Source organism: Rothia sp. HMSC036D11 (genome assembly GCF_001814205.1).
Lineage (GTDB): Bacteria > Actinomycetota > Actinomycetes > Actinomycetales > Micrococcaceae > Rothia > Rothia dentocariosa.
The window spans coordinates 298184-310174 of record NZ_KV815278.1 but is presented as its reverse complement, the minus strand read 5'-3'; the positions used below and the strand labels follow the sequence as shown (position 1 = coordinate 310174).

Below are 11991 nucleotides of genomic sequence, written 5' to 3'. Positions count from 1 at the left end.
GTTACCCGCTCAGGGTCTAGATCTAAGCGGCAGGTTCAAGCTGCATCCAACGTTGAATCGTGCGCTTCCACTTGTTCGCCGGCAGCTGAGGATTCAGTGCAGCCATACCCGTAGCGAACTTAGAAATTTTGACGGGTCGGATGCCCGCACGCCACAGATACTTATCGGCGACTGAAGGTGCGCTGCCGGATTTCGTTTCGATAATCACCGTACCGGGTGCAGTATATTCGGTACCGACCTGATACTTGGTTGGCCCTTCACCACCGTCTGCGGTGTACATGAGCACGCTTTCTGAAAGCGGAGTCCAGGTGAGCGAAGTATCAATCGTGAGGCGAGAATCTACCGGATTCTGCTCGGACTGGGGCAAATATACAGTCGTACGACGGTACCCGGTGCGAATAACCGGCTCCAGGTCATCGACAGACGCATCCGTCAGCTGCTCAAGCGCGGTAGCTACATATTCCTTGCCTTCTGCGGTGAGCATGTCACGGTTTTCGATAGAGTACGGAATACGTTCCTTGACCGTGAATTCACGAGCCCCTTCAGTCTTGACTTCCAAGAAGCTCAGGTCAGAATCCAGATAGCTGCGAGTACGTACCTTGAACCGGTTACGGCTGCCGATGGCGGAAGCCTTATAGCTCACCAGGTCAGGGGTGTCGAAGTATACAGAGTCATAGGCGAATTCACGCTGACCGTCGATTTCTAGGACGGCCGCCTCGTCGGCGGGAAGTTCAGCTAGGATAGATGCCGCATAGTCTGCATCCACAATGTATTTGCGGTCCACACGGGTCTGCATAGCGGCCTTTTCGTTGAGTTCATCAAGGCTGATGCTCTGCCAATAGGTTGGCACGATAGACATGGTACTTTCCTCTCGGTGCCCGCTTCGGTGAGAAGACGGAGTATTATCTACCGCAGGGGTGTGCGTAGATTCCAAAGTCTGTGCGGCGCCACCCTGAAACGGGGTGTACGGCTGAGGTACTTGGGGACTCATGGTAGGTCCTTTCAACGTGTGAGTTTTTAGGTGTAGTTTTAGGGGATATCCGCGAGATAAAGCCTAGGAAGCGTAGTATTCGTAGTTCGCGTTAAGGTGTTCTTGGAGTTGGGGAAGCTCTTTATAGGTGATAGTCACCTGTGTAGTGTCGTTGAGCAGGTCAAGCTCCAGGATCTTAGCGGAGACGACCTCGTACCCGAGACGTGATTCCAAATAGGCTTTCAAGGTTCCTTCGTCGCTGATAGCGCGATCCACCGTGACGGTTTGGGTGCGTGGCTGGTTTTTCGCTTCAAAGATCGGTGAATCCAGTAGTGCGATGATTCCGACCAGTACCACCATGAGGATGAAGGCGATATATGGCGGGTCAAGCCGCACGCCGGAGATCAGACCTAGGGCGAGAGATACGAAGTAGTACCCGACCTCGCGCTGGCTTAGGGAGGTAGACCGCAGGCGGATAATGGAGAGAACGCCGAAGAGTCCTAGACCCATAGCGCCCGCAGTGCTTCCGGCATGTGCCAGGGCGACCGTTACGGTGAAAACACCGGCGTTGATAACCGCGTATGAAATCATGAGTTCACGGGTCTTATGACGAATCATGTACAGGGTGCAGAGCGTGCCAATTGCTACTAGGTCTGCCAGTCCCATCATCAAGATATCCATTGGACTCTCCGTTCCGTTTTGTGTGCCGTTATGTTCTTGTATTTCTAGGTTCGCGCCCGTTCCTGTGTTCTTCCTGTGTCTGTCTTAACTTGTACTTATGTATTTCGTGCATATCTACAAGTTCCCCGCGATTGCAGGGAATAAAGGATGAAGAACGAGACTCAGTACTACAAAAATGTGGTGGTATGCTCATAAAAATTCAGAATTTGCATATACGGAGCGTTAGCGCCTATCTAGAGGTCTTAAGGATGCACAAAAGGCACATTCTGACTTAGATAACGTCTCCTATGCAAATCCTGATTGGTACGCTTTTCGATCGTTATTACTGCCGTGAGGGGTCTTGCTGCAGAGGGCGGTATCGGCAGCTTTTTTTGTGGAAACTATCTTCCTAGATTTTGAGGTTTAAACAGCAAAATCCCCCGCTCCTCAATCATGAGGAACGAGGGATTCTTGTAGCCTCCGGCAGATTCTAGAGCCGCCCAGAGGACTTAATCATCTAATCTTTAGGCACGCTTGCGCTTACGCAGAGCAGCTACGGTTGCACCACCCACGCCCAGAGCAACCATACCCAGACCTGCTACGGTCAGAGCACCGTTTGCACCGGTGTTCGCCAGCTTGCCATTGCTGTTCGAAGAAGCGTTATTAGAGCCGTTATTGTTGTTATCCGAAACGTAACCTGCACCGCCGTTACCGTTGGATGCGCTACCCTGCTCGCCATTGCCGCCGTTGCTTTCGCAAGCTACGCCGTCATGGTCGCTGTCGAGCTTCTCAGAGTATGCAGCGTCGCCGCGCTTAATGTCCTTGAAACCTGCTTCTTCAGCCTCTTTACAGGTAGCAAACTGGTGAGTTTCGGAACCGTTAGTCACCTGGGCGGTTTCGGTTGCGGCAGCAGATGGGGTGCTTGCAGCCTCCGCAGTGGTGGATGCGCTCGGAGTTGAAGCAGGAGTGGTTGCTTCAGGAGTCGATGATGGAGTCACAGTCGGCGTAGTTGTGGGAGTGCTGCCGCCACCTACGGCACCCATGCCGCCCTGGCCACCTTCACCGGGAAGAGAGCCACTCTTCTCAGAAGCCACGACCTTGACCTTTACAGTCTCGCTGCGCCGCACATCGCCAGCCTTTTTGCCGGTCAGAACGGTAATTTCAACATAGTCACGTTCTGCATAGGCAGCATTCCACTTGATGTTGCCGGAGACATAGCCCTGCGCGTCTGCATCATAGGTACCCACGATGGAACCTTCATGGTCTTTAAGCACCAGGGTGGAACCAGCAGAACCATCTTCGGTTGTATAGCCGGAACCTTGGAAGGTCAACTCCTGACCTTCTTTCCATTCATTGGGGAAAGAAATCTTAGCTTTATCACTGTGAGAGTGTTCCGAATTTCCCGGAACAGAAGTAGATACAGAATTACCGGGAAGGGAATTAGTGGCAAATGCTGCCGGAATGGTAGTAAAACCGCCTACCAATCCGCAGCTCAGAGCTGCAACGGCACCGAAAGTAGCAATTTTTTTAGTTCTCATGCTTTATATACTACTCTCTCGAAACCCTGCCTTCGCCTCTATGACGCGGTTTGAGCGGATTTTTTAAAGAGAAATTATTAACACAGGTATTTTTGATAGATGTACTATTACCATAAACTTTAAATATCATCTTGAGGCTTTAACTTTAATGTTATTGCAGGCACCTTAAGTTCTATCTAGAAAATACTCTTGATAGTGAAAATCGGTATTTCCAACGCTTTTTTCTTTTTGAGTAGCCCAAGGATTAGCAGGTTAGATATCGAGGCGATCCAGCATTTCTTCCAGTGCCTCCCCCACGCCCGTGCGCCACAGATAGGTGACGCGCGCATCCGCACGCCCGGGGCCACCATTCATAACCGCCACGGGTTTATCCGCGCGCAGGGCATCAAGCACAATCTTGTAGCTGCTCATAACCGCGACCGAGGAACCCACCACCAGTACACCCGAAGAATCCGCGAGCATCTGCTGCTGGCGGGCCTTCCGGTCGGCGGGCACAGATTCACCAAAATAGACGACATCAGGCTTAAGTTTCGTCGAGCCGCAAACCGTGCACCCCACCATTTGAAAGCTGCGAATATAGTCGTTATCGAGCTCAACATCGCCGTCAGGATTAACCTGCAATTCGGTACTTTCGAGGCGTTCCAGATACCCCGGATTTGCTGCGTCCAAGCGGATATCCAGGCTCTCACGCGACTCGTGCGTTCCGCAGTCCAGGCACAGAATTGAGGATAAATCGCCGTGCAGCGCCAGCACGTTCTTGCTTCCGGCACTCACGTGCAGACCATCAACATTTTGGGTAATCAGGCCGTTCACCGCACCCGCATGCTCAAGTTCGGCGAGCGCATAGTGAGCCCGGTTCGGGGATGCGCGGCGCATGCGCCTCCACCCGACATAAGACCGAGCCCAGTAGCGTTGGCGGGCAGCATCGTCGTAACGGAATTCTTGGTAGGTCATGGGCCGGTGGTCTAAGAGTGATCCTGAGGGTCCGCGATAGTCCGGAATACCGGATTCGGTACTGACCCCAGCGCCGGTAAGCGCCAAAACGCCGCCGGTGCGGAGCATTTTTTCGATGCCCTCGGCGGCGTATTGAGGGTCGTGCGGGGTGACGGTTTCGGTGACGACTCGTTCAATGGAGCGAATGGCGGCGCGATGCGCGGAGGCGATGAGTGTGCTTTTCTCGCCCGCGTCTGCGAAGTTCTGCGTATCGGTCCATTTTTCCATGTGTCTAGTGTATGTCGGGGATGTTTCTCTCCCCCAGTTAGGGACGGGCAACTTACTTCCCTGTTCGGGTTCTCTTGATCACAAACTCCTATATACAAGACTAGTATTACTGATAGTATTATTAGCAACAGCAATAGTGAAAGGAAGCATCATGGCAACCCCAACTATCGACGCTATGATCCTGGGAGCTCTGCACGAGCACCCCATGAGCGCCTACGAAATGAACAAAATGATGGACCAGCGCGGAGTGCGCGGTTGGGCGCGCATCAGCTCACCCTCCGTGTACCGCAACCTGGTGCAGCTCTACAAGCAGGGATATGTGGAGAGCACCACCGTCAAAGACAGTGCTATGCCTGAGCGCACGGTCTACTCCATTACTCTCGAAGGCAAGGAACGTCTTCATGAGCTTCTCTACGATATTGCCTCCAGCCCGGCGCGCGTAGACTTCAACTTCGTCTCCGTCATCGCGAATATCCGCATGGTGGATGAGAAGATGGGGCACGAACTGTTGCAGTCTATCGCCGATACCTACAGCGAATGGGCAGATCGGCTGGAACAGGCTGCCGCATCCATCGACGATCAGATAGAGGCGAAGGCAACCCTAGAGCTGTGTTCCGATACCTACCGACTTATTGCGGACTGGGCACGCAAATTCGAGAAGGATTTCTATCAGAACCGCAAGAAGTAAGAGCTGATTCCACGCGTTAAAGACTGAGTTCTGGGAGCATAAACTATGCTCCCGCCTCGGGCAAAGATAAAAACACGGCTCGGAACGAAACCTTATACGTTATGTTTCATCTATAGGTATGACTGGGTTTCCTCGGAGTAACTAACCCTCCTTGAAAGTGCCTGTGGGGCAAGCAGTAGCATGATTTTTATGTCAAACACTATGAAAACAATTGCTATGCTACGTTCCCTGCCAATTTCTGACCCAGAAGCGCTCATTGAGGCTGAAATGCCCATCCCTGTTCCGGGCGCCCAGGATCTCCTAGTTCGAGTGAAAGCTGTCTCTATCAACCCCGTGGATGTCAAGGTACGCGCGGGTGCAGGAGTTCAGCAAGATCCTAAAATTCTTGGTTGGGATGCGGCAGGTATCGTCGAGTCTGTAGGAGAAAATGTATCTGGTTTTGTCCCTGGCGATGAGGTTTATTACGCTGGTGATCTCACACGCCCAGGTTCAAACGCAGAATATCAGACGGTAGATTACCGTATTGTCGCTAAGAAACCTGCATCGCTGGGGTTCACGGAAGCGGCCGCCATTCCACTTACCGCAATCACTGCGTGGGAAACGCTCTTTGATCATATGGGTCTCACCAAAGATACTTCGGGTAACCTTTTGGTGATTGGAGGGGCAGGCGGAGTCGGTTCTATGGTAATCCAGTTTGCAAAAGCACGAACTTCTCTTCGCGTAATTGCATCAGCCTCACGCCGAGAATCCGCTGAATGGTGCAAGAAGCTGGGAGCGGATGACATTGTGGATCACAGCAAAGATTTGGGGCAGCAAGTTCAGGATCTTGGCGGTGCCGACTACGTTTTCTCTGCTTACACTGAACATCGTGAAGAGGATATTGCCTCTGCCATGAATCCGCAGAGTCAATTAGTTTTTATTGACGATCCTCAGACTTTTAACATTGGCGCTTTTAAACCTAAGTCGATCTCTGTGACGCCAGAATTTATGTTCACTCGTTCCATGTTTGCAACAGAGGATATGGCGTATCAGTCTGATCTGCTGAGGCAGGTAGCTGACATGATTGACTCGGGACAGGTTACGGGCACTCTCACCGAGACTTTAACAGGACTTAGTGTTGAGTCTTTCCGTGAGGGGCATCAGAAAGTTGAAAGCTCCCATATGATCGGAAAACTCGTCATCTCTTATTCTTAAACTCCCGTCAATGTGAGGAGGGGCTATCGTGCAGACGATAACCCCTCCTCATATATATTCTGCCGCTATTTCGTCGTATCGTACACGTCTTGTGCGTCAAGTACTTCTTGTTTATGAGCCTCAGACCATTGGCGAAGAACTTGTAAAGGCTCAATTAGGGTTTCACCCAATGGGGTAAGTTTATATTCCACAGTAACGGGTACGGTAGGAAAGATAGTCCTGCTCACTAAACCGTCGCGCTCTAATGTCCGGAGGTTCTGGGTCAGAACTTTCTGCGTTATGCCGGTGATGCTACGCCTCAACTCTGAAAAACGTTGAGGTCCCTGCTGCAGACGCCCGATAATAAGTGCCGTCCATTTATCCGCGATCCTATCGAGAATATGTCGGCACGGACAGTTCTTGTTGTAAACGTCAGCGTTATTCTCACAAGTATCCATGAGGGAACTATAGCATTTTGAAATATCTAGAAGCTTATGCAAACAGGCGTATCGGTCCTTAGCTCTGCAAGCACGAACTCCTCCGGGAGTGGAAAGTTGCAGCGGGAGCGTAGTTTACGCTCCCGCTGCAACTTAGCATTCTGTTTCGCGCTGTGAAGAGTTAGTCGTCACGCTTGGAGGTCACTGACAGACCGTCCATCGCAACATCCGGGTTCACATCCACCTCTACGGTATCGCCATCGTGAATAGCGCCCGAGAGGATGCCCTTCGCCAGACGGTCGCCGATCTCGCGCTGTACCAGGCGGCGCAGCGGGCGGGCACCGAAGGCCGGATCGTACCCTGCCAAGCCCAGCCACTCCAGGGCGGCGGGGGTAACATCCAGGGTCAGGCGGCGGTCGGTCAGACGCTTGCCCATGCCCTGAATCTGCAGGTTAACAATCTGTCCCAGGTGCTCGGAAGAGAGCGGCTCGAACATGATGATGTCATCCAGACGGTTCAGGAACTCGGGACGGAACGCCTGGTGAACCACCTGCATCGCCTTCTCGGTGCGCTCCTCAAACGGCATCTCCTGATCGACCAGATACTGGGAACCCAGGTTCGAGGTCAGAATCAGAATCACGTTGCGGAAGTCCACGGTGCGACCCTGACCGTCAGTCAGGCGACCGTCATCAAGCACCTGCAGCAGGATATCGAAGACCTCGGGGTGAGCCTTCTCAACCTCGTCCAGCAGCACCACGGAGTAGGGGCGACGGCGCACGGCCTCGGTCAGCTGACCGCCCTCTTCGTGACCCACATATCCGGGAGGCGCACCCACCAGGCGGGAAACGCTGTGTTTCTCGCCGTACTCACTCATGTCGATGCGCACTAGGGCGTGCTCGTCGTCAAACTGGAACTCCGCCAGAGCCTTCGCAAGCTCGGTCTTACCCACACCGGTCGGCCCCAGGAACAGGAAGGAACCAATCGGGCGGTTCGGGTCGGAAATTCCGGCGCGGGCGCGGCGAACCGCATCCGCTACAGCAACCACGGCAGCTTCCTGACCGATCAGGCGTTCACCGATGCGTTTCTCCATCTCCAGCAGCTTCTCGGATTCGCCCTGAAGCATGCGCCCGGCGGGAATGCCCGTCCAGGAAGAGATAACCTCGGCAATGTCGTCAGCCGTGACCTCTTCAGAGACCATAGCCTCGCCATGAGCCTCAGTTTCGGCGCGCTGAGCTTCCTCCAGTTCCTTCTCCTTGGCGGGAATTTCGCCGTAGAGCAGGCGGGATGCATCCGCCAGGTTGCCCTCGCGCTGTGCCACCTCGGCACGCGAGCGCAGCTCGTCGATTTCACTCTTGAGATCACCCACACGGTTCAGACCGGCCTTTTCGGCTTCCCAGCGGGCGTTGAGCGCATCCAGCTGTTCTTTCTTATCAGCCATGTCTTTACGCAACGCCGCCAAGCGTTCCTTCGACGCTGGGTCGGTCTCGTTCTTGAGGGCCAGTTCTTCCATGGTCAGACGGTCTACGGCGCGGCGCAGCTGATCGATTTCCTCGGGGGCCGAGTCGATCTCCATGCGCAGGCGCGATGCTGCCTCATCCACCAGGTCGATCGCCTTATCGGGCAGCTGACGTGAGGGAATGTACCTATTTGAAAGTGCTGCGGCGGCGACTAGGGCGGCATCCGAGATTTGCACCTTATGGTGCCCCTCGTAGCGTTCCTTGAGCCCGCGCAGAATACCAATAGTGTCATCAACACTCGGCTCACCCACGTAAACCTGCTGGAAACGACGCTCCAGGGCGGGGTCTTTCTCAATGTTCTCGCGGAACTCGTCAAGCGTGGTAGCACCAATCATGCGCAGCTCACCGCGTGCCAGCATGGGCTTGAGCATATTGCCCGCATCCATGGAACCTTCGGATGCGCCCGCACCAACCACGGTATGCATCTCGTCGATAAAGGTGACGATCTGGCCTTCGGATTTTTTGATTTCTTCGAGCACGGCCTTGAGGCGTTCCTCGAATTCGCCGCGGTATTTAGCGCCCGCAACCATGGACCCAAGGTCAAGGCTGATCAGGGTTTTACCGCGCAGTGATTCGGGGACGTCGCCAGAGACCATGCGCTGAGCCAGCCCTTCGACCACAGCGGTTTTACCGACGCCGGGTTCACCAATGAGCACGGGGTTATTCTTGGTGCGCCGTGAGAGCACCTGCACCACGCGGCGGATTTCAGAGTCTCGACCGATCACGGGGTCGAGTTTGCCTTCACGGGCGAGCGCGGTCAGGTCGGTTCCGTACTTTTCAAGGGCCTGGAAGGTGCCTTCGGGGTCCGGGGTATCCACGGTGCGGTCTCCTCGTACTTGGGGAATGGTCTCTTCAATGACTTTGGCAGTTGCGCCCAGGTTTTCAAGTGCGCGAGCGGTATCGCTATCGCCGCTTGCGATGCCCAGCAGCAGCATTTCGGTAGAGATATAGGTGTCACCGAATTTTTGGGCGTGGGTCTGCGCGCTCTGAATAGCGGCGAGGGCGCTGCGGCTGAAGTTTGCGTTCTGCACGGATGCGCCAGATGCCTTCGGCAGCTTCTTAATCTCTGCAGATGCGGCTTCCGAAATGGCATCGACATCAAGCCCTGCGGCCTTGAGAACCGCTACGGCAACGCCTTCTCGCTGATCCATCAGTGCTTTGAGGATGTGCGCAGGTTCGATGCTGGGGTTACCCGCTGTCTGCGCGTTCATATTAGCGGCGGAGAGCGCTTCTTGGCTCTTGGTTGTGAATTTTGCGTCCATAAATCTTATCCTTTCGCGTCTTGTGTGGGGCGCATCCTGCGCCTTCTTTTTACAGCTAACTTGAGTCTACTACACTCAATGTTTGGATGCAAGGGGTTACCGACGGTTTTCGGGACCAAAATTCAGTGTTAAAAAAGGCTCTTTATGCGAATAAAGCGGCGAAAAATACAACTTTATTCGTATCAAGAGCCTTTTAGGGCGCGGGGGCGAGAATCAGATAGGCCTCAGTCCAAGAAATCATACGGGCTTTGTTGTCGCGCCTGCTCCTCCAAAACCTCGTCGGTAACACCCTGCTGCATGCGCGCCGAGCGCCTATTGGCATTGAAAGCGATCACGGCGGCGGTAATAGCCATGGCAAAGGTCAAAATTCCGAAGGTATTCCCAAATCCTGCACCGTAGCCCACGTAATCGGCACCCGCAAGCGCGCCAATTCCTGACACCGGCACCCCGGCACGGTAGTCGGGGATGAACATCCCAAAGAGAAATGCGAGCGTCCAGCAGGCCCACACGGAAAATACGAATCCCCAGGATGCACCAACCCGCAGGTGCTCGCCACTGGCAACGCGACGATGCGCATCACGAAACATCCACCACGCACCCAAGCACAGAATTACGGCGAGTGCTGGACCGAATGAGATAGCAAAAATAGGCACGAGATCACCGGCGGCGCCAAAGAGGGCACGACCTACGGTAATCCAGGCGGCAGAAACAAACGCCATGGGGTAGGCGGCATAGAGGGTTGCAACCTGCATGACGGCAGGTGTGCGTGCGGCTAATGAATTTACGTGCGGATGCGATCCGGAGTGCTCTGATTTTTCGTTCACTGTGCCATCTTAAACGGTTTGTGCCCCAGGCTGGGGCAGCACTCACCATGTCAGCGGGCTTTCTGCGGTAAATCCCGCATAAACCTAAACTTAAACCAAAAACTTTATTGTTATACTGAGCACATCGGGCGCTTGCGGGTGCCCATACCAACCACAGCGATAAATATTGGGAGCCTACATGAAAATATTGGCTTTAGGAGCAAGCGGTCGCACTGGAAGCCTTTTCACCCGCAAAGCGTTAGAGGAGGGACACACGGTCACCGCCTATGTGCGTAACCCCGATAAGGCGGCAGCGCTTTTGGGGGAACACCAGAACCTCATTATTGTCCCTGGTGCCCTGAACGATGCTGAGCGGCTCGCCACGGTTTCTTCCGGGCAGGATGTGATGGTTAGCATCCTGGGGCAGAAAGCTACGGTACGGGAGTTTCTATCGACCAAGTTCATGCAGAAGCGCCTGCCGCTCATTATGGAGGCGGTAGTGGGTGCGGGTGTGAAGCACTGCGTTATTATGAGCGCCTACGGGGTAGGTGATACGGTACGGAGCGCATCTTTCTTAATGCGTGTAGTGTGTAAGACCATTATGCGCAGTATTTTTAGGGACCGCGTGAAGGCCGACGCTATGGTTACTAAGTATCAGCCGTATATTTCGCGGGCACTGCCGGGCAGGCTGACAGATAAGCCGGGTAAGGGCGGGGCGAAGGTGGTTGATGTGACGAGTGTTGCACAGGTTCCGGGCATCCCGACGATTGCCCGTGAGGATGTTGCTGATGCTCTGCTCAATATTGCGGGAAACCCACTGAACGCGGGGACAGATTTTCTGGTGACGATTGATGACGTTGTCCTACGGGCTACCTAGAAATGCCCGGTAGGCTTAATCTATGACGAATAATTCTTCTTTTCCCGCCGCAATTCTTTTCGACCATGACGGCACACTTGTAGATACCGAGCCGGTGTGGGCTGCCGCAAAGGTTGCTCTGGCAGCCGAGTTCGGTGGCACCTGGACCGAGCAGGATACCCTGGATTGTCTGGGGCTTTCCATGAAGTTTACGCTTGACCGCCTGCGCGAACGCGGGGTTGATCTGCCGGATGAGCAGATTAACGAGCGCCTGGTTGCTAAGGTTCGTGAGGCACTGGCGCATCAGCAGGTGGAGTTTCTGCCCGGTATTGAGCGTTTCCTAACCCAAGTGCGTGATGCCCAGATTCCGGCGGCGATTGTTACGAATGCGACTACGTCGATCGCTCAGCGTACAGCCGATACCGCCCCAAAAGGAACGTTCTCGGTCATTATTGGCAACGATGAGACAACGCATCCGAAGCCGGATCCACAACCGTACCTTTTGGCGGCGCAGCGTTTGGGGGTTGAGCCTAGCCGGTGTGTGGCGCTTGAGGATTCGCCCTCCGGGGTGCGCAGCGCAACGGCGGCGGGCATGAAGGTAATTGTAGTGCCGGGTGAGCTTGAGGTTCCTGCCGAGCTGGGGAATGCCCGCATGTTACATACCGAGTTAACGTTGGATGCGGTGCGCGCCTTAGGCGAATAGCCGCCCGATTTTCGCATTCCTCACCGTATTCACGATGATGATTCGCTGATTGCACAGGGTTGTGGCAGGGTGTGCTAAGCCTTATCTGGGCTATTTTTTAGCATTGCCAGAACCACTTCCAAAGCCAACCTTATTATGAGTTACTAAAAATAAACTTGACTCC

11 protein-coding genes are annotated in these 11991 nt (G+C 54.1%); 4 read left to right on the top strand and 7 right to left on the bottom strand.

The window, feature by feature from the left end; all coding sequences use genetic code 11:
• Positions 1–22: 22 nt before the first annotated feature.
• The 4 genes from HMPREF2958_RS03595 to HMPREF2958_RS03580 form a co-directional block, all read right to left on the bottom strand.
• Positions 23–859, bottom strand: a complete 837-nt coding sequence (locus HMPREF2958_RS03595; protein ID WP_037231269.1) for a polyphosphate polymerase domain-containing protein — start codon at positions 857–859, stop codon at positions 23–25.
• Between the two features lie 195 nt (positions 860–1054).
• On the bottom strand, positions 1055–1639 hold the full coding sequence (locus HMPREF2958_RS03590; protein WP_239652941.1) for a DUF4956 domain-containing protein: 585 nt from the start codon (positions 1637–1639) through the stop codon (positions 1055–1057).
• Between the two features lie 515 nt (positions 1640–2154).
• A complete protein-coding gene (locus HMPREF2958_RS03585) occupies positions 2155–3168 on the bottom strand; it encodes an excalibur calcium-binding domain-containing protein (protein WP_070696683.1) in 1014 nt (337 codons plus the stop codon).
• Between the two features lie 252 nt (positions 3169–3420).
• Complete coding sequence (locus HMPREF2958_RS03580; RefSeq protein WP_070696681.1) at positions 3421–4389, bottom strand: Sir2 family NAD-dependent protein deacetylase; 969 nt, start codon at positions 4387–4389, stop codon at positions 3421–3423.
• Positions 4390–4540: 151 nt separating this feature from the next.
• Here HMPREF2958_RS03580 and HMPREF2958_RS03575 point away from each other — a divergent pair, with 151 nt between their 5' ends.
• Together HMPREF2958_RS03575 and HMPREF2958_RS03570 are read left to right on the top strand one after the other, a co-directional pair.
• Complete coding sequence (locus tag HMPREF2958_RS03575; protein WP_048752672.1) at positions 4541–5077, top strand: PadR family transcriptional regulator; 537 nt, start codon at positions 4541–4543, stop codon at positions 5075–5077.
• Between the two features lie 189 nt (positions 5078–5266).
• Positions 5267–6271 (top strand): zinc-binding alcohol dehydrogenase family protein, encoded by a 1005-nt coding sequence (locus tag HMPREF2958_RS03570; protein ID WP_246828009.1) that lies wholly within the window; start codon positions 5267–5269, stop codon positions 6269–6271.
• 65 nt (positions 6272–6336) lie between these two features.
• Here the strand turns inward: HMPREF2958_RS03570 and HMPREF2958_RS03565 are convergent, their stop codons facing one another.
• From HMPREF2958_RS03565 to HMPREF2958_RS03555, 3 genes are all read right to left on the bottom strand, one after another.
• Positions 6337–6708 carry a winged helix-turn-helix transcriptional regulator gene (locus tag HMPREF2958_RS03565; RefSeq protein WP_070522017.1) on the bottom strand — a complete coding sequence of 124 codons (372 nt, stop codon included), beginning with the start codon at positions 6706–6708 and terminating at the stop codon, positions 6337–6339.
• Positions 6709–6868: 160 nt separating this feature from the next.
• Positions 6869–9466 carry an ATP-dependent chaperone ClpB gene (gene clpB / locus HMPREF2958_RS03560; RefSeq protein ID WP_070696673.1) on the bottom strand — a complete coding sequence of 866 codons (2598 nt, stop codon included), beginning with the start codon at positions 9464–9466 and terminating at the stop codon, positions 6869–6871.
• Positions 9467–9690: 224 nt separating this feature from the next.
• Positions 9691–10290 (bottom strand): hypothetical protein, encoded by a 600-nt coding sequence (locus HMPREF2958_RS03555; protein WP_070696670.1) that lies wholly within the window; start codon positions 10288–10290, stop codon positions 9691–9693.
• 178 nt (positions 10291–10468) lie between these two features.
• Here HMPREF2958_RS03555 and HMPREF2958_RS03550 point away from each other — a divergent pair, with 178 nt between their 5' ends.
• Positions 10469–11146, top strand: coding sequence for an SDR family oxidoreductase (locus HMPREF2958_RS03550; protein ID WP_070696667.1), 678 nt, complete (start codon positions 10469–10471; stop codon positions 11144–11146).
• 22 nt (positions 11147–11168) lie between these two features.
• Positions 11169–11828, top strand: coding sequence for an HAD family hydrolase (locus tag HMPREF2958_RS03545; protein WP_070696665.1), 660 nt, complete (start codon positions 11169–11171; stop codon positions 11826–11828).
• Positions 11829–11991: the final 163 nt, after the last annotated feature.

Coding starts and splice junctions, on each gene's coding strand:
- HMPREF2958_RS03595 (WP_037231269.1), bottom strand. CDS start 859: ATGTCTATCGTGCCAACCTATTGGCAGAGCATCAGCCTTGATGAACTC.
- HMPREF2958_RS03590 (WP_239652941.1), bottom strand. CDS start 1,639: ATGATGGGACTGGCAGACCTAGTAGCAATTGGCACGCTCTGCACCCTG.
- HMPREF2958_RS03585 (WP_070696683.1), bottom strand. CDS start 3,168: ATGAGAACTAAAAAAATTGCTACTTTCGGTGCCGTTGCAGCTCTGAGC.
- HMPREF2958_RS03580 (WP_070696681.1), bottom strand. CDS start 4,389: ATGGAAAAATGGACCGATACGCAGAACTTCGCAGACGCGGGCGAGAAA.
- HMPREF2958_RS03575 (WP_048752672.1), top strand. CDS start 4,541: ATGGCAACCCCAACTATCGACGCTATGATCCTGGGAGCTCTGCACGAG.
- HMPREF2958_RS03570 (WP_246828009.1), top strand. CDS start 5,267: ATGTCAAACACTATGAAAACAATTGCTATGCTACGTTCCCTGCCAATT.
- HMPREF2958_RS03565 (WP_070522017.1), bottom strand. CDS start 6,708: ATGGATACTTGTGAGAATAACGCTGACGTTTACAACAAGAACTGTCCG.
- clpB (WP_070696673.1), bottom strand. CDS start 9,466: ATGGACGCAAAATTCACAACCAAGAGCCAAGAAGCGCTCTCCGCCGCT.
- HMPREF2958_RS03550 (WP_070696667.1), top strand. CDS start 10,469: ATGAAAATATTGGCTTTAGGAGCAAGCGGTCGCACTGGAAGCCTTTTC.
- HMPREF2958_RS03545 (WP_070696665.1), top strand. CDS start 11,169: ATGACGAATAATTCTTCTTTTCCCGCCGCAATTCTTTTCGACCATGAC.